Annotated in this window: 25 protein-coding genes; 10 read left to right on the top strand and 15 right to left on the bottom strand. The window is 55.2% G+C overall.

Annotated features, from left to right (window positions below; genetic code table 11):
- The first annotated feature begins 149 nt into the window (after nt 1-149).
- A complete protein-coding gene (gene hemH, locus MUN80_RS07285; protein WP_244721655.1) occupies nt 150-1193 on the top strand; it encodes a ferrochelatase in 1044 nt (347 codons plus the stop codon).
- Nucleotides 1194-1331: 138 nt separating this feature from the next.
- Here the strand turns inward: hemH and MUN80_RS07280 are convergent, their stop codons facing one another.
- The 4 genes from MUN80_RS07280 to glmM all read right to left on the bottom strand — a co-directional run bounded on the left by MUN80_RS07280 (nt 1332) and on the right by glmM (nt 5477).
- Nucleotides 1332-1850, bottom strand: coding sequence for a PRC-barrel domain-containing protein (locus MUN80_RS07280; RefSeq protein WP_244721654.1), 519 nt, complete (start codon nt 1848-1850; stop codon nt 1332-1334).
- A gap of 54 nt (nt 1851-1904) precedes the next feature.
- Nucleotides 1905-2567, bottom strand: a complete 663-nt coding sequence (locus MUN80_RS07275; RefSeq protein ID WP_244721653.1) for a hypothetical protein — start codon at nt 2565-2567, stop codon at nt 1905-1907.
- A gap of 214 nt (nt 2568-2781) precedes the next feature.
- Nucleotides 2782-3924 carry a cysteine desulfurase family protein gene (locus MUN80_RS07270; protein ID WP_244724845.1) on the bottom strand — a complete coding sequence of 381 codons (1143 nt, stop codon included), beginning with the start codon at nt 3922-3924 and terminating at the stop codon, nt 2782-2784.
- Between the two features lie 158 nt (nt 3925-4082).
- Nucleotides 4083-5477 (bottom strand): phosphoglucosamine mutase, encoded by a 1395-nt coding sequence (gene glmM, locus MUN80_RS07265; protein WP_244721652.1) that lies wholly within the window; start codon nt 5475-5477, stop codon nt 4083-4085.
- A gap of 144 nt (nt 5478-5621) precedes the next feature.
- Between glmM and mazG the strand changes: the two genes are divergently transcribed.
- The 9 genes from mazG to MUN80_RS07220 all read left to right on the top strand — a co-directional run bounded on the left by mazG (nt 5622) and on the right by MUN80_RS07220 (nt 13790).
- Nucleotides 5622-6467 carry a nucleoside triphosphate pyrophosphohydrolase gene (gene mazG, locus MUN80_RS07260; RefSeq protein ID WP_244721651.1) on the top strand — a complete coding sequence of 282 codons (846 nt, stop codon included), beginning with the start codon at nt 5622-5624 and terminating at the stop codon, nt 6465-6467.
- 267 nt (nt 6468-6734) lie between these two features.
- Nucleotides 6735-7607, top strand: a complete 873-nt coding sequence (locus MUN80_RS07255) for a MotA/TolQ/ExbB proton channel family protein (RefSeq protein WP_244721650.1) — start codon at nt 6735-6737, stop codon at nt 7605-7607.
- Nucleotides 7608-7675: 68 nt separating this feature from the next.
- A complete protein-coding gene (locus tag MUN80_RS07250) occupies nt 7676-8299 on the top strand; it encodes an ExbD/TolR family protein (RefSeq protein ID WP_262922047.1) in 624 nt (207 codons plus the stop codon).
- Between the two features lie 13 nt (nt 8300-8312).
- A complete protein-coding gene (locus MUN80_RS07245; protein WP_244721644.1) occupies nt 8313-8834 on the top strand; it encodes an ExbD/TolR family protein in 522 nt (173 codons plus the stop codon).
- Nucleotides 8831-9196 carry a hypothetical protein gene (locus MUN80_RS07240; protein WP_244721643.1) on the top strand — a complete coding sequence of 122 codons (366 nt, stop codon included), beginning with the start codon at nt 8831-8833 and terminating at the stop codon, nt 9194-9196. The genes MUN80_RS07245 and MUN80_RS07240 overlap by 4 nt, the downstream gene beginning before the upstream one ends.
- Nucleotides 9196-9660, top strand: coding sequence for an energy transducer TonB (locus MUN80_RS07235; RefSeq protein WP_244721642.1), 465 nt, complete (start codon nt 9196-9198; stop codon nt 9658-9660). The genes MUN80_RS07240 and MUN80_RS07235 overlap by 1 nt, the downstream gene beginning before the upstream one ends.
- A gap of 226 nt (nt 9661-9886) precedes the next feature.
- The gene (locus MUN80_RS07230) at nt 9887-10708 is read left to right on the top strand and encodes an energy transducer TonB (RefSeq protein WP_244721641.1); all 822 of its coding nucleotides are present in this window, start codon (nt 9887-9889) and stop codon (nt 10706-10708) included.
- A gap of 507 nt (nt 10709-11215) precedes the next feature.
- Entirely contained in the window at nt 11216-12136 is a 921-nt protein-coding gene (locus MUN80_RS07225; RefSeq protein WP_244721639.1) for a PstS family phosphate ABC transporter substrate-binding protein, read from the top strand.
- 52 nt (nt 12137-12188) lie between these two features.
- Nucleotides 12189-13790, top strand: a complete 1602-nt coding sequence (locus MUN80_RS07220; protein ID WP_244721637.1) for a tetratricopeptide repeat protein — start codon at nt 12189-12191, stop codon at nt 13788-13790.
- Nucleotides 13791-13857: 67 nt separating this feature from the next.
- Here the strand turns inward: MUN80_RS07220 and MUN80_RS07215 are convergent, their stop codons facing one another.
- The 11 genes from MUN80_RS07215 to MUN80_RS07165 form a co-directional block, all read right to left on the bottom strand.
- Complete coding sequence (locus MUN80_RS07215) at nt 13858-14922, bottom strand: RluA family pseudouridine synthase (protein WP_244721635.1); 1065 nt, start codon at nt 14920-14922, stop codon at nt 13858-13860.
- Nucleotides 14923-15002: 80 nt separating this feature from the next.
- Entirely contained in the window at nt 15003-15626 is a 624-nt protein-coding gene (locus tag MUN80_RS07210) for an OmpH/Skp family outer membrane protein (protein WP_244721633.1), read from the bottom strand.
- A gap of 49 nt (nt 15627-15675) precedes the next feature.
- On the bottom strand, nt 15676-16365 hold the full coding sequence (locus MUN80_RS07205; protein ID WP_244721631.1) for an OmpH/Skp family outer membrane protein: 690 nt from the start codon (nt 16363-16365) through the stop codon (nt 15676-15678).
- A gap of 44 nt (nt 16366-16409) precedes the next feature.
- Complete coding sequence (bamA, locus tag MUN80_RS07200) at nt 16410-18926, bottom strand: outer membrane protein assembly factor BamA (RefSeq protein ID WP_244721629.1); 2517 nt, start codon at nt 18924-18926, stop codon at nt 16410-16412.
- Between the two features lie 9 nt (nt 18927-18935).
- Nucleotides 18936-19682 (bottom strand): undecaprenyl pyrophosphate synthase, encoded by a 747-nt coding sequence (uppS, locus tag MUN80_RS07195; protein ID WP_244721626.1) that lies wholly within the window; start codon nt 19680-19682, stop codon nt 18936-18938.
- A gap of 69 nt (nt 19683-19751) precedes the next feature.
- The gene (gene porG / locus MUN80_RS07190) at nt 19752-20501 is read right to left on the bottom strand and encodes a type IX secretion system protein PorG (RefSeq protein ID WP_262922046.1); all 750 of its coding nucleotides are present in this window, start codon (nt 20499-20501) and stop codon (nt 19752-19754) included.
- 42 nt (nt 20502-20543) lie between these two features.
- On the bottom strand, nt 20544-21185 hold the full coding sequence (locus MUN80_RS07185; protein ID WP_244724844.1) for a DUF6089 family protein: 642 nt from the start codon (nt 21183-21185) through the stop codon (nt 20544-20546).
- Entirely contained in the window at nt 21113-21451 is a 339-nt protein-coding gene (locus tag MUN80_RS07180) for a hypothetical protein (RefSeq protein ID WP_244721620.1), read from the bottom strand. The genes MUN80_RS07185 and MUN80_RS07180 overlap by 73 nt, the downstream gene beginning before the upstream one ends.
- 128 nt (nt 21452-21579) lie before the next feature.
- On the bottom strand, nt 21580-22473 hold the full coding sequence (locus MUN80_RS07175; protein ID WP_244721617.1) for an NAD kinase: 894 nt from the start codon (nt 22471-22473) through the stop codon (nt 21580-21582).
- A gap of 37 nt (nt 22474-22510) precedes the next feature.
- On the bottom strand, nt 22511-23929 hold the full coding sequence (locus MUN80_RS07170) for a BamA/TamA family outer membrane protein (RefSeq protein WP_244721614.1): 1419 nt from the start codon (nt 23927-23929) through the stop codon (nt 22511-22513).
- A 130-nt stretch (nt 23930-24059) separates the two neighbouring features.
- Nucleotides 24060-24728, bottom strand: coding sequence for a CBS domain-containing protein (locus MUN80_RS07165; protein WP_244721612.1), 669 nt, complete (start codon nt 24726-24728; stop codon nt 24060-24062).
- Nucleotides 24729-24784 lie beyond the last annotated feature (56 nt).

The following is a 24784-nucleotide window of genomic DNA, read 5'->3' as shown; positions in this document are numbered from 1 at the left end:
ACATCGTTTAGTCTTAAATCAGACAACCAGCCTCTTACCTTCTGGCTTGACTCCTGCTCATCTTACTAGGTGCCAGTGGAAAAATACGGGCTTCCTCCCAAACCCTAGAGGCCCTACCTTTGTCTATGACGGACGACCGTTCTTTTTCTATGCCAACTCCCGCCTCTCCGCAGCGCCGTATCGGCGTGCTCCTCGTAAACCTGGGTACGCCCGACTCTCCGAAAACGCCTGACGTACGCCGCTACCTCAACGAATTTCTCACCGACGGTCGGGTTATCGACATGCCCGCCGCTGTGCGTTATCCATTGTTCCAGGGCTTGGTGGTGCCCTTGCGCGCACCTAAGTCGGCCAAGATTTACCAGCAGCTCTGGGATGAGCGCGGCTCTCCCCTCCTTTACCACGGCCTAGACTTGCAGAAACTGGTGCAGGAAAAGCTCGGTAAAGACTACGCCGTGGCTTTTGGTATGCGCTACCAGAACCCCAGCATCGAAAAAGCCTTGGAAGAGCTGCGCGAAGCAGCCGTCGACCGGATTATCGTGCTGCCGCTGTTTCCGCAGTACGCGGCGGCCAGCACTGGCTCGGTCCAGGAAAAGGTGATGGAAATTGTGAGCAAGTGGTGGGTAGTACCCAGCATCAGCTTCATCAGCACCTTCACCGATGACCCCGGCTTCATTGGCACCTTCGTGACCTTGGGCAAGCAGGAAATGGCCAAGCACGACTATGACCACGTCGTATTCAGCTACCACGGCATTCCAGAACGCCACGTGCTCAAGGGCAGCCACAACAACTACTGCAAGCTGGGCACTTGCTGCAATAGCTACAACAAGAACAACCGCTACTGCTACCGAGCCCAGTGCTACGAGACTTCACGGCAGCTAGCGGCCGGCCTGGGCCTGAGTCCTGAGCAGTACACAACCACCTTCCAGAGCCGTCTGCAAAGCCGGCTCCGTGACCCGTGGCTACAGCCCTACACCGACGAAGTCCTAAAAGAGATGCCCGCCAAAGGCATCAAAAACGTGTTGGCCTTTAGCCCCGCATTCGTGGCCGACTGCCTCGAAACGACGATTGAGGTCGGCCTGGAATTCAAGGAAATGTTCGAGGAAGCCGGCGGAACCCACTGGCAACTGGTGCCCAGCCTGAACTCGCACCCGCAGTGGGTGGAGGGCGTCGTGAACATGATTCACCGTAATTAACTTTAGTCAGGCCGTTTGCGAGCCTAACTCTTAAACGAGTCATACTGGATGTAAGAAGCTGCGGATTGCCAGCTGCTCCCACCCAGTATGACTCGTTTACGGGTCAGGCAAGCCTTAATTAAGGCTCAATAAACAACGCTAAGCCTCCGGGTCGCGGCGGCGTAGGCCTTCGTGAGCAGCCGGTCGGCGGTTGTGGTAGAAGCGTTGCTCGTTGTAAGAATCCTGGTCGTAGAAACTACCGGAGCGGCCTTCGGGCAAAGGCAGCTTCAGACTGCGCAGCATAGCCTCCTCATACTCCCTGGTAATGCGGATTTCCTCGTAGGGCGGATAATCCAGCACGGCTTCCTTATTTAAGGAAGGCACAAATACATTGTCGCCCTCCTCGTCTAGGGCCGCTACGCCCACCGGAATCAGGATGTGACGCTCGTGACGGTTCACGTTCAGCGACGAATCAAGCTCCACGTCGAGGTAGCGCACCTTCAGGGCCTCTTCCTCCACTATCAATTCAGAGACGTCGCCAAACTTGGCACCGTCGCCGCCGCGCACAGCCCAGCCACGTACATCGGGGCTGCCGTCGGCCACTTCAAACTCAGTCAGGTCGCGCAGGCGGCGCAGGTGCATGCCTTCGGCAGAGGGTATGGGAGAATTCGGCTCCATGAGTCGGGTTAGCAAGCAGGTGAAACGGGTAAATTGGGGTGCAGTACCGGTACACTAGGGCGCGGGCTCGTCGAGCGTCTGCAGGATGCCGGCAGCCTTGGTGAAAAAGGCCTGCAGAGCGGGCTGGTCGGCAGGCGTAGTACGCCCCGACAAAGACCGGGCTTGTTCTCCGAGCTCAGCCACGGGTTTTTCCAGGTCGGGGTAGCCTTTTTGCTGAATAGCCTGCAGCAAACCAGCCACGGCCACAAAGCCCGGCCGCAAACTGGCATTAGGTTCCGAGCTGCGGCTGATGGCACTGGTCAGGTCGTTGCGCCGCTCGGCTACGGTGGCGTCGCCGCGCAGGTCATCCCGGTCGGCCAGGCTGCTGAGCGAAGCCGTGAGCATCTGCAGGCCGCGGCGGCCGTAGTCCGGACTGTCGGTTTCGGCGGTAGCAAAGGTTGCCAGCTCATCGGCTGTAACCGGGCCTTCGGCGGCAGCCATATCGGCTACCGCGGCTGCGTCGCCATCAGCTAGAGGCGGGGCCGTTTCGGCCTCAGCTGCCGAGTCGGCAGCAACGGGGGCAGCACTGGTTGTTGCCGCAGGGGCTTGCTCGACTGGTTCGGCCGTATCAGAGCGGAACAGGAAGTAGCCCACCACTGCCAACACGATGAGCACGAGCAAAACCAGGAGCCAGGGACTAGGAGAGGACTTTTTACGCTGAATATTAATGTCGGCCATGAGAGTCGGAAGCTGCTTTTGCCAGTGAGTACGCAAGGACGGCAAAATAGATAGGCCACCGCTATATAGCAGCTGCCTTACGACCTAAACGACAGGCTCCGCACGACTCAACCAGCTAGGATAAAGCCCAAAGCCCCACTTGCGCTTTCCCCGGTTCGGGAAAACACAAGCGGGGTTTCGTAATAGCTACCTGACGCAGGCAGCAAGCTCGGGGCTAAGCGGGCACCTTACGGTACATCTTGGCGAGTTGCTCTACGGCGTAGTCCACTTCTTCAGCAGTGTTGTATTTGCTCATCGAGAAGCGGATGGCGCCCCGCTGCGGGTCGCAGCCCAGGGCCGTCAGCACGTGCGAACCCGCATCGGCACCGCTGCTACAGGCCGAGCCGCCCGACACCGACACCCGGCTGATGTCCAGGTTGAAAAGCAGCATTTCGCTCATCGCCGACGGCGGCAAACTCACGCTCAGCACCGTGTACAGGCTCTGGTCGGCATAGGCAGAGAGTCCATTGAACTGCACATCCTCAATTTCGCTGGTCAGGCGCGAAATAAACCGGTCTTTCAGGCCCTGGATGTGCTGCTGATGGGTGTCCATGTCGCGGTAGGCAATTTCCAGAGCTTTAGCCAGGCCGATGATACCGTACACATTTTCGGTGCCGGCCCGCACATTGCGCTCCTGGGAGCCCCCGTGAATTAGCGGGGCTACGTGCACCTCGGGACGGCGGTAAAGAAAGCCCACCCCTTTCGGGCCGTGAAACTTATGCGCTGAACCCACCAGAAAGTGGTTCTTCAGCTTCTGTACATCGTGCCGGTAGTGGCCCATGGTCTGCACCGTATCGGTGTGGAAAATGGCCTGGTGCTGCTGACAGATGTTACCAATAGCTCCGATGTCGTTCAGGTTGCCAATTTCATTGTTGGCATGCATCAAGCTCACGAACGAGCGGCCGTTGGTTTTCAACAGCTCATCCAGATGCTCCAGATCCAGGCGCCCCTGCTCGTCGTGGCGCACGTAGCTGAGCGTAATGTCGCCGGACTTCTCCAGCGCCTGTAGGGTGTGCAGCACAGCGTGGTGCTCTAGCTTGGAGGTCACGGCGTGGCGCAAACCCAGCGTCCGAATGCTGCCGAAAGCTGCGTAGTTGTCGCCCTCGGTGCCGCCCGAAGTAAAGGAAATTTCGGCCGGGGCAGCGTTTATCAGGTGGGCAATGGTCTTACGGGCATTCTCGATGGCTGCCCGCACCTTGCGGCCGTGGCCGTGGATGCTGCTGGGGTTGCCGTAGTGCTCGCGCAGGAAGGGCAGCATAGCATCCAGCACTTCCGGATCGAGCGGGGTTGTCGCCGCATTATCAAAATACACAGCCATGGGTGTGGCAGTGGAGGCGTGCGAATCGGGGTGGAGAGGCATACGCGCAACTAAGGTGGAGGGAGGAGGTATAGCTACTGAGAGAATATAGCCCCACAAAAATAAAGGATTCCAGCGTGGCAGCCGGAATCCTTTATAAATGGAGGCAAAAAGCGCTTCTAGCTCTTCTGGGAGATAATCTCCTTGATGTCAGCAATAATCTTGTTGGCCAAGTGGTCGGCCGTGGCGTTGGAGTCCGATTCGGCGTAGATGCGAATGATAGGCTCCGTGTTGGACTTGCGCAGGTGCACCCACTCCTTGTCAAACTCGATTTTCACCCCGTCGATGGTATTTACCGGCTGCTTGGCGTAGCGCTGCTGCATCTGCACCAGTACCTGGTCGGTATCAATTTCGGGCGTCAGCTCAATCTTGTTCTTGGAGATGAAGTAGCCCGGATACGAAGCCCGCAGGCGCGTCATAGTCAGGTTCGACTTGGCCAGGTGGCTCAAGAAAAGCGCAATGCCCACCAAGGAGTCGCGACCGTAGTGCAGTTCGGGGTAGATAATACCGCCGTTTCCCTCGCCACCGATAATGGCGTTGGTTTCCTTCATCTTGGTCACTACGTTCACCTCGCCCACGGCGGCGGCGGCGTAGTTGCCGCCGGCTTTTTCGGTCACGTCGCGCAGAGCGCGGGTACTGCTCAGGTTGCTGACGGTATTGCCGCCCCCGCTCTGCTGCAGTACGTAGTCGGCCACAGCTACCAGGGTGTACTCTTCCCCGAACATGCTGCCGTCCTCGTTTACCAGGGCGAGGCGGTCCACGTCGGGGTCCACCACAATGCCCAGGTCGAAGGAGCCTTTTTCCAGTACCCGGGCAATGTCGCGCAGGTTTTCGGGTAGGGGCTCGGGGTTATGGGCAAAGTCGCCGGTGGGCTCACAGAACAGCTTTTCCACTTTCTCTACGCCCAGGGCTTCGAGCAGCATGGGCACCACAATGCCGCCGGTGGAGTTGACGCAGTCGATAACGACGCGAAACTTCTTGGCCTTGATGGCCTCCACATCGACCAGCGGCAGGGCCAGAATGGCTTTGATGTGCTTCTTGAAGAAGGTGTTGTCGGTCGAGTACTGTCCCAGCTTGTTGACCGGAGCAAAGTTGAAAGACTCGTTGTCGCCCAGGGCCAGCACAGCCTGCCCTTCCTCGTCGGAAATGAACTCGCCCTTGTCGTTGAGCAGCTTCAGCGCGTTCCACTGCTTAGGATTGTGCGAGGCCGTGAGGATGATGCCACCGCCGGCTTTTTTGGCGGGCACGGCTATTTCCACGGTTGGTGTCGTGCTCAGGCCCAGGTCGATTACGTCGATGCCCAGTCCGCGCAGGGTACCTTCCACCAGCTTACTGACCATCTCGCCCGAAATGCGTGCGTCCCGACCGATGACAATCGTGTTGTTCTGCGTTTTTTCCAGTACCCAGGTGCCAAAGGCCGCTGCATACTTCACTACGTCAATGGGGGTCAGGCCTTCGCCGGCTGCGCCGCCGATGGTGCCCCGGATGCCGGAAATTGATTTGATCAGTGCCACAAGCAAGGTTTGTTTTGAAGTGCAAAAGTAGAGAAATGGCCCTGCTTTTCTACGAAAGTATTTCTTGGGGCCTTACCAGCCCGGCTTGCCCCCACTTCTACATACGTATAGCCCACCCGGCTTGGGTGCCGTATATTTGACGTAATGGAAACACAACCCTCAATGCCCAACCGGCGCGCCGAACAGCTGGCCGCCTTCGGCCGTTTGCTCGACGTGCTGGACCGCCTGCGGGCCGAATGTCCGTGGGATAAGAAACAAACCATGCAGAGTTTACGTCATCTCACCATTGAGGAGACGTACGAACTCTCTGACGCCATTCTGCGCGACGACCTGGCGGATGTGAAGAAGGAACTCGGCGACGTGATGCTCCACCTCACCTTTTACGCCAAAATAGCCTCCGAGACGGGCCATTTTGATATTGCGGATGTCCTCGACGCCCAATGTGAGAAACTCATCTTTCGTCACCCGCACATTTATGGCGACACGACTGTGAACGACGAGGAAGACGTGAAACGCAATTGGGAGCAACTCAAATTGCGGGAAAAAGGCAACTCCTCGGTGCTAGGCGGCGTTCCTACTTCATTGCCGGCCCTGGTCAAAGCCATGCGGATCCAGGAGAAGGCCCGTGGGGCCGGTTTCGACTGGGAAAAACCCGAGCAGGTATGGGAGAAAGTGCAGGAAGAGTTAGGAGAATTCGGAGTTGAGTACGCACACACTGACCCCGAGCAGCGTAATCAGGAGCGGGCTGCCGCCGAGTTTGGCGACCTACTTTTTTCCTTAGTCAACTTTGCCCGATTCGCGGGCATCAATCCGGAAGAAGCCTTGGAACGCACCAACCGCAAGTTCATTCAGCGCTTCCAATACCTGGAAACCGAGTCGGCCCGCGACGGTCACCGACTGGCCGATTTGAACCTGGCTCAAATGGACACGTACTGGGAGCGAGCCAAAAAACTCAACTTAAATCAGCAAGAAACCGACGAGCAGAAATAGCCTTTTTTTAAGGCTCTACCCGTTTTAAAGCGTTTAAACGCATTTTTCATTTGGCAGCACGTAGGTTTTTATTTAGGTTTGCCAAGGATACTCCGAATTCCTAACGGCCCCGCGCACGAGCAGACCCACACTTTCCGTTCTCTGAACGGGCCCAGTGTGCGGGTGAGCGGGGCGCTGCTGTCTTCGGGCTATCCGGCTTACATTTTCTTCACTTTTTCACCTTAAGAGTTCAACCTTTCACCACCAACCCACTAATTCTCCGGAACAATGGAACAAAAGAATGCCATGAATAAAAACGTGCGGCCCGCCGCTCCCGCTGCTCCTCAGGGCGAAGCGAAAGGCGGTTCCGCGTTTGCCGCCATCGTGATTCCACTGGCGTTGATCGTATCGATTATCATCTACAAGTTTGTTTTTGGTAGCCCCGGCAACTTCCAGGGTGGCAATCCTGAAAATAACCCCCTGCCCGGTAACTACCTCGGCATTATTTACAAAGGTGGTGTTATTGTACCGATTCTGCTGACGCTGTTCCTGTTGGTAATCACCTTCTCGATCGAGCGTTTCCTGACCATCAGCAAGGCTAAAGGCTCGAAGAGCATCGAAGCTTTCATCCGCAACGTGCGTCAGAAGCTGAATGTAAACGACATCACCGGCGCTCTGGCCGCCTGCGACCAGCAAAAAGGCTCGGTTGCTAGCGTAGTAAAAGCTGGCCTGGGCAAATACCAGGAGATGGCTCGTGACCGCAGCCTCGACAAAGACTCGAAAATTGCTGCCATTCAGAAGGAAATTGAAGAGTCGACGGCTCTGGAACTGCCCATGCTGGAAAAGAACCTCGTTATCCTGTCGACCATCGCTTCGGTAGCTACCCTGATTGGTCTGCTCGGTACGGTATTCGGTATGATCAACGCCTTCTCGGCTCTTGCTAACGCTGGTGCTCCTGACGCAGTAGGTCTGGCCAACGGTATTTCGGAAGCTCTGATCAACACGGCTCTGGGTATCTTGACCTCGGCCCTGGCCATCATTGCCTACAACTTCTTCACCAGCAAGATTGACGAGCTGACCTACAGCATCGATGAAGCTGGCTTCAGCATTATCCAGACGTTTGCTTCGCAGCACGGCGAAAAAGAAACTTATACTGCTTAGTCCGCGGTTTACGCACTAAAGCAGCGTTTCTAAACGTTTCTGAATAAAGCTCTTTAACCACGCTCGCAATGCCAAAAGTAAAACCTCATAGAACGTCCCCCTCGTTGGATATGACTCCGATGGTGGACTTGGCATTCCTGCTGGTGACCTTCTTCATGCTCACCACCAAGTTTGCTCCCGAGGAAGCTGTAGTGGTGGATACGCCCTCATCTACTTCCGAAATTCGCCTGCCGGAAAGCCATGTTATCACCATTTCGGTGGACAAGGACAAGCGGGTATTCTTCGGAATGGATGATGCTAAACCCAAGCTGGACCTGTTGACCCGGGTAGGTGCTAAGTACGGAGTAAGCTTCACGGCTGCTCAGGCAAAGACCTTCTCCAACCTGTCGAGCTTTGGCGTACCGGTACAACAGCTTCCCGACTTCCTAAGCCGCGACAACGAGCAGCGCAAAGCCCTCAGGCAGCCTGGCATTCCTGCCGACTCTCTGAACAACCAGTTTATCGACTGGGTGGTAGAAGCGCAGGCTGCTAGCCGCAAGGAGTTCGGTAAGCCCGCTTACATCGCCATCAAAGGCGACGGTAACGCGGACGTACCAACCGTGAAGAAAGTCATCCAACTGCTGCAGGATAAGAACATCAACCGTTTCAACCTGATTACTGACTTGGAGTCCAAGCCGGTAGCCGGGAAATAACCGACGCAGAGAAATGGCAGAAATACAACAACAAGCCGACTCCGGTAAAGGAGGTAAGAAGCGGGCCAAGAAAATGTCGACCAAAATCGACATGACGCCGATGGTGGACTTGGCCTTCCTGCTCCTCACCTTCTTCATGCTGACGACAACCTTCAGCAAGCCGACCGTGATGCAGCTCAACATGCCCGTAAAGCCAAAAGCCGAGGACGAAAAATCTGAGATTAAGGCTTCGAATGCTTTCACGGTACTGCTGGGTGAGAACAACAAGATCTATTATTATGATGGCTTGTTGTCTGCTGATGTGAAGCCTGAGCTGGTAGCTTCGAGCTACGACGCCAACGGTATCCGCAAAATCTTGCTGCAGCGCCGTCAGGCCAACCCAGAAGTAGTTGTGCTGATCAAACCCGTTGACAAGTCCAATTACAAGAACATGGTTGACATCCTCGACGAGATGAACATTACCGACCAGAAGAAATACGCTCTGGTTGACATCTCGAAGGCTGATGAGGACCTGATTAAAACTTCCGGGCTATGATGGATAACACGCAATTGGCTCAGGCGTCTTTCAACGACATCGTCTTTGAAGGCCGCAATAAAGCCTACGGAGCTTACGTGCTCCGGCGGTTGTACAACAAGCACGTTACCCGAGCTCTTCTCATCGCCGTTGCCCTTCTGGCCCTGATGGTAAGCTTCCCGCTCATCGCGCGGATGTTTGCCAAGGAAGAGGTGGTAAAGGACGACAAGATGCTCAAGGTAAACGAGCTGATGGAGGCACCGCCACTGGACGACACCAAGCCGCCACCACCCCCACCGCCACCAGAGGCTCCGCCACCACCGCCGCCGAAGCTCTCGACCATCAAGTTTACTCCCCCGTCGTTAAGAAAGACGAGGAAGTAGTGAAGGAAGAGAAGATTCCGGATCAGGAAGAACTGGAGGACAAAGTAATTGCTACCGAAACCGTAAAAGGTAACACCGACAATCCCGCTGACCTCACCGGTCTTGGGGATGAAGGTGCTAACAAGGTAGTAGAAGAGGTAGTAGAGAATAAGGTCTACACGTACGTAGAACAGATGCCTACTCCTCCCGGCGGTATGGAAGGTTTGCTCTCTTATCTGGGCAAAACCATTAAGTACCCTGCTTTGGCCCTGCGCAACCAGGTTGAGGGCAAAGTGTTCATCAGCTTCGTGGTAGGCCCAACGGGTGGTATCACGGATGTGAAAGTAACCAAAGGCATCGGTGCCGGCTGCGACGAAGAAGCAGTTCGCGTTATCAAGGCCATGCCCGCTTGGACGCCCGGTAAGCAGAATGGCCGTCCGGTAAGTGTTTCGTACACGGTTCCGGTAACCTTCGCTATCAAGTAGTACACCTGCTTTTCAGCTTCGGCTGACGAGCAAAAGAAGCCCGAATTGAGCAGCTGCTTGGTTCGGGCTTTTTCGTGCAAAAAAGAATTCGGCTAGCCGCATACTTTTCTTGTACAATACTCCGTTTTAGAGTTGAAAGCCAGGAAGATGTAGAGACGATCCGTGAGACAATGGCTTGGGTAATGCGTGCCTGTGAATACCGTTTCACCTTTAGCCCATATGTCCCATGAACACCACCAACCTGCACACCGCCTCGCTTGATGAAATCATCTTCGAGGGCCGCAACAAAGCCTACGGTGCCTTCGTCCTGCGCCAGCTCTACAACCGCCATCTGGCCCGCGCCTTGGCTATCACGGTAACCTTAGCCCTGCTGTTGGTTAGCATTACGCTGGTTATGCAACGGTTTTTCCCCGCTGCTTTGCCTAGTATTCCCCAAATTGTGGAGAAGCCCGTTGATTTGACGTACATCGCCCCACCCAAGCCGCCAAAAGCTATTGCAACGCCTAAGCCGACCATAACCCAGCCGCAACCCGTAGTAGTGACACCCCACGCCGATGTAGCTCCTAGAGTGGTAAAAGATGACTTGGTCACCAAGCCCATGGTTACCACCGAGCCTTCCTTGATAAATGACAATACCCTAATTGAAGGCAAGCCAGGTGGAGATGCCATTAGCGGTCCTAGCTCTACCGTACCTGGCACTGATTCGGGCACGACTACGGCTCCTCCTCCTTCTAAGCCCTTTGTGCATGTGGAAGTAATGCCTGAATTTGCCGGTGGCATTAACGCGCTGCGCAAGTACATGCAAAGCAACCTTCGTTACCCTAAGCAGGCTTTGGCTAATGCCGTGTCGGGTAAAGTATTTGTTTCGTTTACGGTGCAAGCTGACGGTTCTATTTCTGACGTGCAGGTGCTTAAAGGGCTAGGGTATGGCACCGACGAGGAAGCAGCCCGCGTGGTTAGCAGCATGCCTTCCTGGACGCCGGGGCGGCAAAATAGCCGCCCAGTAGCGGTACGTTACACGATGCCAATCACCTTTCAGTACCAATAGAGTGTTCTAAAAGCTAGGGTGCTTGCGGCCTCTGCCTCAGCCTGTTAATCAATTTAGCATTCTATATATAGCCAAAAATCAACCGGTATGCGTTATACCGGTTGATTTTTGGCTTTTTTTGCAAACTACACCCTTGGCTTACGAAGGAAGCTTGATGGCTGAACGAACGAGAGCATGGTAGTTTTACGTTCTAAGTACAGAACTCCTTCTTTTGACCATCTATGTTTGACCGTCCCACTACCGAAGAACGCCTGAACCGGAGCTCATCCCGGGGGCTGGTACCGTACTTCACGTTGGTAATGGCCCTTGTGTATACCGGCTTAGGTATTATGATGTGGCTTCCCCAGGCCAATGTGTTTGCGCTGCCAACTACTACCCGCCGAATTTTAGGCGCGGTATTCATCTTTTACGGAATCATTAGATTTGTCCGCACCTACCGCCAACACTTTCAAAGCAACCGAAACCACAATGCGCGCTAAATCACACTCAGCCGGCTTCTCTCTATTGTTGAGCGGCCTTTTGTTGGCTGGCTGTAACCAGTACCAGGGCCCAGTGGAGGACACGTCCGACACGCCCACCAGCGGCACCTTGAGCATCAGCGTTGATGAGACGTTTGCCCCTATCCTGCAGTCCCAGGTTGATACGTTCCAGAAACTGTATCCTGCCGCACGGATTACGGCTTCTTATAAGCCCGAAGCGGAGGCTATGCAGGACTTGATGAACAACAAGGTACGCGTAGCCGTTGTAACCCGGCAGCTGAATGCTCAAGAACAGGCTGAGTTTCAGCGCCTGAAAATTGTTCCCCGCATTGCCCGCCTCGCCGTCGATGGCCTCGCCATCGTAGTTCATCCCAGCAACGCCGACTCCCTGCTGACCGTGGCCAAGCTCCGGGATATCTTCACCGGCAAGCTGCAGCAGTGGCCCGAGGTAAGTGGCAAGAAAGGTCTGGGCGAAATCAACGTGGTATTCGACACCAACTATTCCAGCACCACGCGCTTCGTGCAGGACTCTCTAACCAAAGGCGCGCCGCTCACCAAGCGGGTTTTTGCGGCCAAATCGAACCCTGCTCTGCTTGATTACGTTGCTACTCATCCTAATGCCATTGGCATAATTGGAGTAAACTGGATCAGTGACCGGGATGATGCGTCGGTACAGAGCTTTTTAAAGAAAGTGCGAATTGTGGGTGTTAGTGCCAACCCCACACCGCGAAGTGCCGACGATTACCTGCAGCCGTACCAGGCGTATCTGGCTCTAAAAACCTACCCGCTGCGCCGGGATGTATACTTAGTTAGCCGGGAAGCCCGCGCCGGGCTTGGCACCGGTTTTGCATCCTTTGCAGCGGGCAACAAAGGCCAGCTGATTGTCCTTAAATCGGGACTGGTACCGGCAACGGGCCAGATGCGTATCATTGATACCAACAAGCGCTAGCCCTGCTCTTTTGTCTTTCCATTACAAACGCTTTCCACCAAACATTTTGCTCATGAACTTCAAGCCCTGGAAGCTCTCGCTCCTCGCTGCCTTGTCTGTTTCCGGCTCCGCCGCTTTTGCCCAAACGACTCCCCAGAAATCGATTGAACTCGGCCGCTACAACGAAGCCCGCGCGGCTTTGCTCCGGCAAGGTGGTTCGAATGAAACCTCTTTTGAGCTGGGTCGTCTGTACCAGATGCGCGACATGCCCGACTCGGCGGCTTATTACTTCAACCGCATTTCGCTGAACCCCAAAGATGCTACGACAATGGTAGCAGCTGGCCGGGCTGCTCTGGCTCAAGGCAAAGCCGCAGAAGCCCAGATTCAGTTTGACAATGCCGTGAAGGCGACCAAAGGTAAAGATGCCAAGGTTCTGACCATGATTGCTCAGGCCTATGCCGAGTCGGACGTAAAAGACGTGTCGAAAGGCTTGTCGTACGTTGAGGCAGCTCACAAAGCCAACAAGCTAAAAGATGACCCTGCGCTGATGATTGCGCGTGGCGACATCTACCTGAAGCAGGAAAACGGCGGTGGTGAAGCTATGAACAGCTATGACCGGGCCGTAATGGCTGATGCAAACAACGTACTGGCTTACTACCGTAAGGGGCAGCTGAACGTTCGTTCGCGCAACTACAACGAAGCTCGTGACGCCTTCCAGAAAGCAATTGCCCTGGATGCTAACTATGCTCCGGCCTATAACGCCCTGGCTGAAACCTACTTCTATGCCGGTAAGTACGACGAAGCGCTGTCCAACTTCCAGAAGTACACTAGCCTGGCCGAAAAGTCGTCGGACACGGATGCGAAGTATGCTTCGTTCCTGTTCCTGACTAAAAAGTATCCTGAAGCGCTGGTAGAAATTCAGAAAGTATTGGCTCGGGAACCCAACAACCTGACCATGAACCGTCTGCAGGCTTATTCACTCTACGAAGTAGGTAAGAATGAGGAGGCCATTGCTGCTATGGATAAGTACATGAAGCTTGCTACCCCCGAGAAAATCATCAAGGAGGACAACGTGTACTACGCCAAAATGCTGGCTAAAGGCGGCAAAGGCGAGCAAGGTATTGCTATGCTACAAAAAGCCGTTGCTGCTGATCCTACCAACGTAGACCTGCAAAATGACCTGGCTACTGCTTACATCGGTGCCAAGAACTACCCGATGGCCATTGCCACCTACAAGACCAAAATGAAGGGTCAGGGCGGCTTGACGGACCAAGTACTGCTGGCGCGGGCCTATAGCCTGAACAAGCAATACGCCCAGGCCGATAGCCTGTACGGCTTGGTACTGACGGCTCGTCCGACCTACGCTCCTGGTTATTTGATGCGCGCTCAGGCCAACTACGGTATGGACCCGGACTCCAAGCAAGGCTTGGCCAAGCCTTACTATGAGAAATACGTAGAGGTGGCCAAAGCGGACCCTTCCAAGTATAAGGACGGTCTGGTAGAAGCCAACAGCTACCTGGGTTACTATTACTACCAGAAAGGCGACAAAACCGCTGCTCTGCCCTACTACCAGCAAGTTCTGGCCCTGGACCCAGGCAACCAGAACGCTAAGTCGGTAGTGGATAGCATGACTCGCTCGAAGACGGCTACGAAAGCGCCCGTTAAGAAGAAATAGGTATTATGCCTGACAATAAAAAAGCCTGCCTCACTATGAGGCAGGCTTTTTTATTGATTATTACTCACTAGGCGTGCTGAATAGCATACTGTTCCCAATTTTCTAGGGCAGCTACAAAGTCGGCGGGCAGTTCAGCTTCGAACTGCATCGTGTCGCCGGTAACAGGATGCACGAACCCCAGGGATTTAGCATGTAGGGCCTGTCGGGGCATTAGCTCGAATACCTTGTCGACAAAAGCCTTGTAAGAGCCCGTACGCTGCCCATAGAGCACCTTGTCGCCACCGTAGGTGGCATCGGAGAACAGCGGATGCCCGATGTGCTTCATGTGGGCCCGAATCTGGTGGGTGCGGCCCGTTTCCAGGTTGCACTGCAGCAACGCGACATGTCGGAACGTTTTGAGCACTCTATAGTGCGTTACAGCGTGTTTGCCCTGGTCACCGTCGGGATATACTGCCTGCACCTTCCGATCCTTCAGGCTGCGCCCAATATGGCCCGTAATAGTGCCTTGCGTTTCCTTTGGTATGCCCCACACCAACGCTAAATAGGTTCGCTCGATGGTATGATGGAAAAACTGCTGGGACAAGTGCGTCATGGCCCACTCCGTTTTGCCAATGACCAGAAGCCCGGAAGTATCCTTATCAATGCGGTGCACTAGGCCGGGCCTGATTTCGCCGTTGCGGCCGGTGGGCAGGTTGCTGAGGTGATAAGCAAGGCCGTTGACCAGTGTGCCGTTCCAGTTGCCAAAAGCCGGGTGCACCACCAAACCGGCGGGCTTATTGACGATAAGCAAGGACTCATCTTCGTAGCGGATGTCGAGGTCCATAGGCTCAGGCACCACTTTCACGTCGCGCGGAGGCTCGGGCAGCGTGATGGTAATGACGTCGAACGGCTTGATGCGGTAGTTCGACTTAACAACCTTCTCATTCACCTGCACGGCCTCGGCCCGAATGGCATTCTGGATCTTGGTCCGCGACGCATTCGAGAGGCGGTTCATCAGAAACTTGTCGAGGCGCAGCAGCTCCTGCCCCCGGTCGACGCGGATTCTGTGGTGTTCGTAGAGTTCATCCCCTTCTTCGTTTTCATCGTCGGGCAGATCAGGGTCGGGCAGTTGAGAGTCAAGCAAGGAAGTCATATCGGACACTTGAAAAATATTGGAAACAAGAAAGCCGGAGCATTGCGCTCCGGCTTTCGGTGTTGAAAAAGTGCGGGACCTTACTTTTTCGACTTCGTCTTGGTCTTGGTCGTGTTGTTAACAGGCGTAGCGGCCGGCGTGGTAGCGGCCGGAGCAGCTTTGGCAGCTGGGGCAGCACCGGGCGTAATACCCATTTTCTTCAGCACCAGATCCGAAATATCACCTTCCTTAGGGCCGTGCAGCAGCACCGGGCTGGCACCGTCCGAGTTCAGAACATAGGTATAGCCGTTTTCTTCGGCCACGGCATCAATGTTTTTCTGCAGCTTGTCCAGGGCAGGCTTTAGCAGAGCTTGCTGCTTCTGCTGCAGGCTCTGGTCGGCGCTGCGCTGAAACTCCTGGATGGAGTTCTGCAGGTTCGTTAGCTCTTTCTCTTTATCCTCCCGAACCACTGGAGTCATAGCCGAAGCGCCCTTTTGGTAAGCTTCAGCCTTGGACTGATAGTCGGCATACTTGCTTTTCAGCTGAGCTTCGAGCTGGGAGCTATAGGCTTTCAGATCCGACTCAATCTGCCGGCTCTCGGGCATCTGGCTCAGAACGTATTCTACGCTGGTATAGCCGATTTTCAGGGGGGCTTGCGCCAGTGCCGAGGTGGCCGTGCTGATGGTAAGAACGGCTACTGCTAGGGCAAGACGGAATTTGTTCATGATGTTCATTAAGGGGAAACTTTCAGAAAGTTAGGTTGCAAGGGCAAAGTTAATTTTTTCGAGTAGCTGGGCGCGTATTTGTTGCCTTGGTAGGCTGACGCGTTCGGCTGGCCGGGGCGGCACTGGCATCCGTGTCGGTAGCAGTATCGTCGCCGGCAGGCGTTTTCGGGGTCGTCACGGTCCGAACGGCACCCTTCTGGCCCGGCTGGTTCCGGTCTTCAGATGCTAAACCCAATTCCTCCATCACAAATTCCGTATAGTCGTGAGTTGGATTGGTATAGAGCATCGTCAGGTCGCCAGCTTTGTCGAAAATAATGGCTAGCTGCTTTTTCTTGGCCACTTTCTCAATGGCTTCGAACACCTGGTCCTGCACGGGCTTGGTCAGTTCCTGGCGCTTTTTGAACAGTTGGCCTTCGTACCCGAAGATTTTATTCTGGTAGGCCTTGACGTCCTGCTCCTTCTTCAGAATCTCATCCTGCCGCTTTTTCTTCATGGGCTCGGTCAGGAGCACTTCTTCCGCCTGGTAGTTGCGGTACAACTTATCCAAGTCCTTTTTCTGGCTCTCGATATCCTTCTGCCAGTTAGCCGACAACGTATTCAGTTCCTGCTGCGCCTGCGAGTAAGCCGGCATCTTGCTCATAATAAACTCAGAGTCGACGTAGCCGAATTTCTGGGCCAGCGCGGCGGGAGCCGATAAGAGCAGGAGCGCGCCCAGCAGTAGGGATTGGAGCTTTTTCATGTCAAGTAGATAGAGAGTAACGGGCGGGGCAGACCGCCAAAGACTTAGCGAATCTGCTGACCGATGATGAAGTGGAAGTGGCCTTTGTCCTGTACAGCCTGCCCGGAAGTGTATCGGGGTACCGTGTCGAAACCGTAGCCGTAGTCGAAGCCAAGCAAACCGAATGCCGACATGAAAATCCGGGCACCTACGCCGACCGACCGGTACAGCTTGTAAGGGTTGTAGTCTTTATAAGCTTCAAAAGCATTACCGGCTTCAGCGAAGCTCAGGATGTACACCGTGGCCGCTGGATTCAACGACACTGGGTAACGCATTTCCAGGACGTATTTATTGTAGGCTACCCCACCACTGGAGTTGGGATTCTGGATGGAGTTAGCGTTGTTGGGGTCATCGTAACCGCGCAGACCCACATATTCGGTGCCCACCAGGAAGTTAGACGAGCCCCCGTAGCCTAGGCCCGAGCCGCCCAGCTTGAACCGCTCAAACGGACCGATAGGCCGGCTGGAGTTGTAGGTACCGATAAAGCCGAAGTGAGCCCGGGTGTTCAGCACCAGCTTACCTACAATGGGCGTAAACCACGAGGCGTCGAACATCCATTTGTGGAATTCCACCCACTCGTTTACGCTCGGGTGCGAGCCTTTGAAGATAGAATAAGGCGGCGTCAGGTTCACACTCAACGACAGCGAGGAGCCCCGACGGGTATAAGTCGGGTTGTCAATGCTGTTACGCGACAAAGTCGTGTTGAAAGTAATGTTGGTTGCGTTGCCCGTGCCATTGCTGAAACCCTGAATGTAGGGGTAGTTCTTCAGCTTGTATTGGCTCACCGACAACGAGTTGCTCAGCGTGAAATAGTCATCCGGCACGCGCAGGCGTCGGCCCAGGCCCAGCGAGGCGCTGTTCACCTTGATAGACTGGTCATTGTTAGCGTCGAGGCTGGTACCCACACGCTGAATGCTCTTGTTCAGGCTAAAGGACAGCGAGTTAGGCTTGCGGCCACCCAGCCAAGGCTCCGTAAAGGAGAAGGAATAGGCTTGGTACTGCAAGCCATTGGCCTGCACGTTCAGGGCCAGACGCTGGCCGTCACCGGCCGGAACCGGCGTCCAGTTGCGCAAACTTCCGGCTTTGCGCAGCGAGAAGTTGTTAAATACCAAACCTACCGTGCCGATAAAGCCAGCGTAGCCGCCCCAGCCGCCCGAAAGCGTAATCTGGTCGGAAGGCTTCTCAACTACGGTGTAGTTGATGTCCACGGTGCCATCGGCCTGGTTGGGCACGGGGTTCAGGCCAATCTTTTCCGGGTCAAAATAACCCAAAGTAGCAATCTGGCGCTGGGAGCGGATCAGCAACTCACGGTTAAACTTGTCGCCGGGCAGGGTCTGGAGTTCCCGGCGCAGCACATGGTCACTGGTTTTGGTGTTGCCGGCAATGTTCACCTCTTTGATACGGGCCTGCACACCTTCGCTGATGCGCATCTCGATGTCGATAGAGTCGCCTTCTACCTTGGTTTCAACCGGCTCAATCTGGAAGAACAGGTAGCCGTCGTTCATATAGAGCGAGGTTACGTCCTGCCCCGTTGGGTTGTAGTTCAGGCGCTTATCCAGCGTTTCTTTGCTATACACACTGCCTTCCTTGATACCCAGCACCGAAGCCAGCGTCTTGGAATCGTAGAGGTAGTTGCCGTTCCAGGTGATGTGGCGGAAGTAGTACTTTGGGCCTTCATCCACCTTGATCCGCAGCGCCAGACCTTCGTCGGTGCGCAGTAAGGTGTCGGATACGATGGCGGCATCCCGGTAGCCCTGGGAATTATAGAATTCGAGCAGTTTCTCCTTATCCGCTTCGTACTCGGCCTTCTGGAACTTGCCCGAGGTTAGGAACTTGTAGGATTTGCGCTCCTTGGTTTTCTTCAGCTTGCCCTTGAGCTTCTTATCCGAAAAAGCCTCGTTACCTTCAAAAGCAATATCCTTGATCCGGATTTTACTGCCCTTGTCTACGTTGATATTCAGCACCACGCTGTTCGACAGGCTCGAGTCGGGCTTCTGCGTGATAGTCGCTTTGGCGTCCAAGAAGCCCTTGTTGGTGTAGAACTTACGCACCTGATCCTTGGTATTGTTCAGCAGGGCGTCGGTCACCACTTTGCCCCGGATCAGCTTGATCTTGTTTTTCAAGTCATCGGCTTGGCCCTTGCTGATGCCGGTAAACTCGAACTTCGACAAGCGCGGGCGCTCCTTCAGGTTGAAGTCCAGATATATCTTATTGCCTTCAATGCGCGAAATCGATACGCTTACGTCACCCAGAATGCCCTGCTCCCAGAGGCGGCGGATGGCCTTGCCAATTTCTTCACCAGGAACCGTCACCGGGTCCCCGATTTTCAAACCTGTCAGCCCGATAAGCGTATTAGTATCTAGATAGGAAGCCCCACTCACGGTAATTCCACCGAGTTCATAGCGTTTGGGCTCCTCACTACCAGCCGTAGAAACCTGGGCCCACGCCTCGGACGCGGAAGCCGCTCCACCGAGAGCAAGCACCGTTAGCAGCAGGAGAAATTTATTCTGGAAAGGAATCATTCGAAAAACTTACGAAACGGTTAGCTGCTCACTGGTTTTGCCAAAGCGCCGTTCCCGGCGCTGGTAGGCCTGAATGGCGTCGTAGAGGTGCTCCCGCCGAAAATCCGGCCACAACACCTCCGTAATATAGAGTTCGGTGTAGGCGAGCTGCCACAACAGAAAATTGCTGATGCGCTGCTCCCCACTGGTCCGGATTAATAGCTCCGGATCGGGCATGCCCGCCGTAGCCAAGTAGCCCGCAATAGTGTTTTCGGTTACCTGCTCTGGTTGCACAACTCCCCTGGCGACATCGGTAGCCAGCCGCTGAGCGGCCTGTGTCAGGTCCCACCGGCCGCTGTAGCTCAGGGCCAGCACCAAGGTCATACCCGAGCCAGCTTTGGTGAGCTCAATGGACTCGCGCAGTTCCCGCTGGCAGGACTCGGGCAAACTGGCAATGTCACCAATCGACTGGAGCCGAATGTTATTCTTGAGCAGCGTAGGTGTTTCCTGCCGAATGGTATGAACCAACAGCTGCATCAGGGCCATTACCTCGTGCTTGGGGCGCGCCCAGTTCTCGGTAGAAAAGGCGTAGAGCGTCAGGTAGTGCACCCCCAGCTCAGCGGCCCCTTCCACAGTTTCCCGAACGGCGGTAATAGCACTTTGGTGCCCGAAAATGCGGAGGCCACCTTTTTTTTTGGCCCAACGGCCGTTACCATCCATGATGACGGCAACGTGGGCGGGAATATTCTGAGTGTCTAGTTCGGACCGGGCGGCCATCAGTACTTTTTGCGTAAAGAGGCTGCAAGTTACGCAAATGGTTGCATTAAGCCCCCGCCCATCCGACTTCTACCGCAGCAACTTAGGATTCGCCTTATAAGAGTCGGGGCAGTTGATTTTATAGAAAGTATAGGAAACGCTGAATCCGTTATAGAAATACCAGTCTTGGTCGTGCGTGTTGACCAACAATGGGTTTTGGGTTCCCAAATGGTCCAGCTCGTCGGTGAAGGCTTTACGGGCTCCGGCTTCCAGGCCTAGGTTCCAGCGCGGCGACAAAGCCAGCTTAAAGCCAATACCGGCGGGAATAGCCAGGCCCAACGTACTACCGTCTTTTTCAAGCTGCTCCAAATCAGCATTGGTAACAGTGCGGGTGCGAGCCAGAAAACCTGCCACGCCTACGAATACATAAGGCGTAAAGTGGACTTTCTCCTTGCGGTTACGGTAATCGAAGAAGTTATACTCGACGGCGGCCGCAGCTTCCAGGATGTTTCCTTTGACGTTGGTCTGCCGGTACGCGGGTAACGGTGCTACGTTTCCATTTACCCCCTGCACGTTGGCATCATCGGCGCGCACTAAGCCCCAGAGAAAGCTGCCGCGCAGCGTAATAGGAGCTGACACATCCTTGCGGTAGAAGATGGTAGCGGCGGGCCGGTTATTGCTGAACTTATATGCTGGGGCTAATTCCCCTTTATATACCATTCCTCCAATCCCAATACCTAGTTCACTTGTGTTCTGGGCGGCGGCGGAGAAAGCAAAAAAAACACTCCCTGCTTGCACAAGGCAAACAAGGAGTGTTTTGAAAGGATTCGAATGCGTCATTAGACTAGCTGTAAGTTGGACTCGACAGCCAGCCGGAACGGGCTATCGGAATTTGGGGCTTTTAACGCGCGGGGCGAGAATGTAGTTTACGTTGAGACCCGTAACGATGTACCAGTCCTTTTCATTGCCCTTACCGCGCATTTCACCGGGAGCATTGAAGTTCGTGTAAGGCGTGTTAGGCGTGATATCATCGGTGCGGGTGATGGCGCCACCAAAGTAACGAGCTTCTGCACTGCCGAGCGTGCTCGGATTTACATAAGTACCGCTAACATCGTCCAGGTAGTCGGTGAAGGTTTTGCGCCAGCCGATTTCGAGGCCAATATCAAAGCTTTTGTTGACTTTGTAACGAACACCACCACCAAAAGGAATCGAAAGGCCGGTCAGGCTGTAGTCAACACCTTCCGTACGCAGGGGCTGCAGGTTCACATAAGAGCCTTCCGATAGGCCCGCGGTGTTACCACCGCGGATCAGGCCCTTGGGGTTGTGGTGAAACACGCCGATACCAGCAAATACGTAAGGAACGAAGTCCGGACGCTTGATATAGTTGTTGCGGTTGGCAATCAGGTCGAATACACCCACAGCCGACACCTCAAGGATGTCGTTGCGGAAGTTCATGTTGCGGTGGTAACGGAAACGAGCGTCTGGATCCGACTTGTCGGCAGCTTTCTCGTCGTCGCCGGTGATGCGGCCATAGGCGAAGGCAACCCGAGCCGAAATCCGGGGGCAAAGCGGTGCGTGAAGTTTACGCCGATGTTGGGGCGGGTGGCCGCAAATCGTAAGCTAGGAATGCTGGCTTTCGGTACGATGTCACCGAAGTAGTTCATCGCATTGATGCTTACGCCGACCGAGTTGTACTGCTTCCGCTTACTGAACTGTTGCGCACTCGCCTCTGTGGCGACCAGCGAAACCACTAGCAGCAGAGCCAAGATGTTGGTGAAGAGTTGCTTCATATTGAGCGAGATTAAGGATATGCGAAGAAGGTGAGCGTCGTTCGAGTCGTAAGGACACGAGTTCAGTTAGTGACAAAAGTAGAGGTTGCCGGGAACTTAAAAAAGAAACACAAGAAAAAGTCAATGTATTAGAGCAAGATACCCGCCGGATTACGCTTGTCGAGACCCCAGTTCAATTTACTACGCAACGTAGTCAGAAAGTTAACATGGTTGAGCTTGACTAAGCGAACGGCAAAATTCTCCCGGCGAACCGCAATCTGAATACCGGCGTCAACGGCTACCGAGCGCGAATCGAGGGACAGCAGGAAGTTATTGCTGCGGCCCTCAATCTCGAAGGAAATCACACTACGGTCGGAGACGATAAGCGGACGGACGTTCAGATTGTGCGGACATACGGGAGCAATGATAAAATTGTTGGTTTGGGGCAACATTACTGGTCCGCCGCAACTCAGGGAGTAGCCGGTGGAGCCCGTCGGCGTAGCAACAATCAGGCCGTCGGCCCAATAGGAGTTGAGATACTCGCCGTCGATATACGTGTGGACCACAATCATGGAGGAGGTATCACGCTTCAAAATCGAAAACTCATTGAGGCCGAAGTTAATACCATCGAAAACTTCCGGATCGGTTTCGACCCGGATCAGGCTGCGCTCCTCCAAAACGAAGTGGCCTTTAAATAGGGCATCAATGGCCTGGGCGATACGCTCCACGGTGATAGTGGCCAGAAAACCCAGCCGGCCGGTGTTAATGCCCAGAATTGGAATTTGCAGGGCGCCTACGTAGGTAACCGTGTCGAGCAGGGTACCGTCGCCGCCGATGCTGAAGACAAACTGCACATCGCGCAGGGAGTCGCCGCGCCGGAATGTGCCGATGCCTTCCGGCAGGCGCAGACGGTTGTCGAGGTAGGTGTGGAACGACTCGACGATGATTACTTCGGTACGGCGCGCCACGAGGTCGTCGAGCAGAGCCTGCAGAAACGGCAGGGTTTCTTCGTCGAAGGGTTTGCCGAGAATCGCAATTTTCATAACAAAAACATAACCAGCCACCGGCGACTTACCGGGGCTAGATGGGAAATTCGGTGCGCAGAAAAAACCCGCCTTGCCCTAGAACATTGCGGGTATACTCCAGGGTAATAACCCGGTCGTAATACGTGACCAGGTGCAAACCGATGCCAGCAGCAGCCTGCAACCGGTTTGGCAACCGGCTGCCGCGCTCAGCCCCGCGGCTGGCCACGTAACCGGCGTCGGCAAAGGTATTTAAATAGACTACTAAGGGAATGCTATTGATTTTGGGGTTATCGATGCCACCAAGCTTGAGGCGGCCCGCGTCCCAGAGCCGGTACGAAATACCCTGTTGCACCAGGCCGTAGTGGCGGCCATCCACCACGTACTGGTCGTAGCCCCGCACCAACTCACTAAAGCCCAGGGCGCGGTTGTCGGCGTAGGCCACCCGCTCACTGACCCGGACTTGCCCCTGCACGCTGGCGCTGTAGTAGAAATCATGACCCAGCGCTACATATTTGGATACCTGGGCCCGTAAGGTGGTGATGGGCGGAGCCTTCGTGACAAACAGGCGCTGAATCAGACTTAACTGCAGGTAATGGCCCGTGAGCGGATAGGCAAAGGTGTTGCGGTGGTTGAAAATAGTCGTCAGGGCCACATCCACGTAGTCCCGGCGGCTGCCGCTGAGGTAGTAGTCGGGATTGCGGCGTACGATGGAGTCAGAAATCGTTTCGCGGTGATACGACACGTCAAGTAGCGTGCGGCGCTGCACAGTGTAGCGCCAACGCAGACCAGCCGTGACATAGCGCCGCTCGATGGGAAAGCCGGTATCATCCCGGAAGTTGACTAGCTTATCCTCGACGGTGGCATAATCCAGGGAGTGGCTGCGGAAGTACGACCCTCCTACCCCGAAGCCCAGGCGCCGAAGCTTGCCGTAGCCGGGCGTATCGTAAAAGAGCTCATACTTGCGGTTGAAGCCTAATTGCAGGTTGCCCCGGATTTCCTCGTTACGGCCCCGAAAGTTTTTGCGCTCCACGTGCAGACCGTAGTCGACCCGGCGCCAGCGGTCGGGCCGGTCGAGCCAGGACCGGAAGTTACGGTCGGCCAGCGACAGGATGGGAATGGGAAAGGTGTACCACCGCTCCTGCACGCTGAAGAGGATGGTCAGCTCACCGTTGCGGCACACCGGTTGCACCAGCACGTGGTGGAAAAGCTGCAGGTTGAACACGCGCAGGCGGTTGGCTTCGAGACAGCGGGCCAGGGTGGCGGCCTGCAGCGTGTCGCCTTCGCGAAAGTCCAGCTCGGCCCGCAGAATCCGCTCCTTGGTGACTTCATTGCCCACAAACAGAACAGAGGCCACGCGCAGGACTGGGTAGCCAGGACACTGCGCCAAGATCAGGCTGTCCAGTGGGGCCCGGCGGACAGAATCAGGCAGCGTGGCGGCCGAGGCCGGAGCAACAGCCCAGCACCCCAGCAGCAACAGCAGCAGGAAAGAAAAGCTGAACGCAGCGCGGTGAAGGTTGAATTGCCTAGGTCCGGACTCACTGGCCGGGGCACAATCGGGCCGAGCCACGGGGTCAGAATTCAACGCTCGGGCAGTAATTGTTCACCTACAGGCTTAGGTATTTGAGCAGACCATCGAAACGCTCCTGCTCGTTTTCGCCAACCTCCCCAGCCCCGCTGAACTGGGCGGTAATAACGTAGCCAAACCGCTCAAGCGTGGCCGTAATGCGGGCCATATTAGGGGTATTGAGCTTCAGCGTCAGGCGAATTTTGTAGGGGTCGTGCTCGTCCTGGGCTACGTGGGCACTGAGGACCTTGGCGTTGTTTTCCTCTACGTAGCGGCTAATCTGGGTCAGAGAGTAGTCCCGCTCATCCATGGACAGCACCAGAATACCGCCCTGCCCCGCAGCTATCGGCAGCTGGCCGAACGCGGCCAGCGTGTCGCCGACGGTAACCACGCCCAGGTACTCCTGCTTGTCATCAAGCACGGGCACGAGCTGCAGCTTATTTTGGATAGCCAGCTCCATAATGCTGTAAAAATGCTGGTCGCGCTGCACGTGTACGTCGGCAAAGCCAAACGTGACGTTGGTCAGCGGCTCGTCGGGCTGGTCATGGTCGAGCAGATCAGCTTCGGTAATCAGGCCGCGGTAGAGGCGGTTGTCGAGTACGGGCAACTGGCCAACGTGGAATTCTTCCAGCCACTTGGCCGCCTTCCCGGCTGAGTCCGACACCTTCAGCGGCGGAATCATTTGGTTGAGCAAGTCTTCAGCAATCATCGAATGCATGGGCAGAAAGAACTGAAAGCCAGAATTAAACTAGATGGGGTGGGCGC

Source organism: Hymenobacter cellulosivorans (assembly GCF_022919135.1).
GTDB lineage: Bacteria > Bacteroidota > Bacteroidia > Cytophagales > Hymenobacteraceae > Hymenobacter > Hymenobacter cellulosivorans.
This window is presented reverse-complemented; position numbering and strand designations above follow the sequence as displayed.